Source organism: Methanobrevibacter filiformis (assembly GCF_001639265.1).
GTDB lineage: Archaea > Methanobacteriota > Methanobacteria > Methanobacteriales > Methanobacteriaceae > Methanacia > Methanacia filiformis.
Map to the genome: position 1 here is coordinate 1 of NZ_LWMT01000223.1, position 506 is coordinate 506.

The 506-nt window shown below is 28.1% G+C and carries 1 pseudogene; it reads right to left on the reverse strand.

The annotated features are described in order from the left end of the window. Positions 1-479 (reverse strand): annotated as a pseudogene (locus tag MBFIL_RS05535) (DDE-type integrase/transposase/recombinase); the annotation flags it as partial. Positions 480-506: the final 27 nt, after the last annotated feature.

Here is a 506-nt window from a genome sequence, read left to right on the forward strand (position 1 = left end):
TTAATATTCTGATTTTGTCTTTTATTTTTCATTTGTTTGTATACTATGTCTTTAATGTCTTTAATAAGGTGAAATAAGCACAGATTATGGATAAATCCTAGTTTTTTAGCAATATCTTTGTACATTCGTTTTCCATCAGTGGTTAATGATATTCTTGCTTGTTTTTCTGTTCTTGTGGTGATGAAATTTATCAAAGTATTTTTCTTCATGTTACCCACGATTTTGTAACTGATTAGTATATTAAGTTTTATGTCGAAGAGAGCTAGAATATAGAATTTTTCTCCATTAATTTTAATATATTGCTCGTCATACCCATAGTTTCCAGAATAAACTATTTTCCGACTGTTTTCACGTTTTAAATTACTGTAAAATTTATTAAGATAGTTGAGAGTGCTTTGTCTGGATGGAAATGCATTATTTACAATTCCATTAAGTAAGGATATGTTATTTAATGATAGATGTGATAGGTAGTTCACCATAATGCCTAATGATTGGACTTTGTTGGT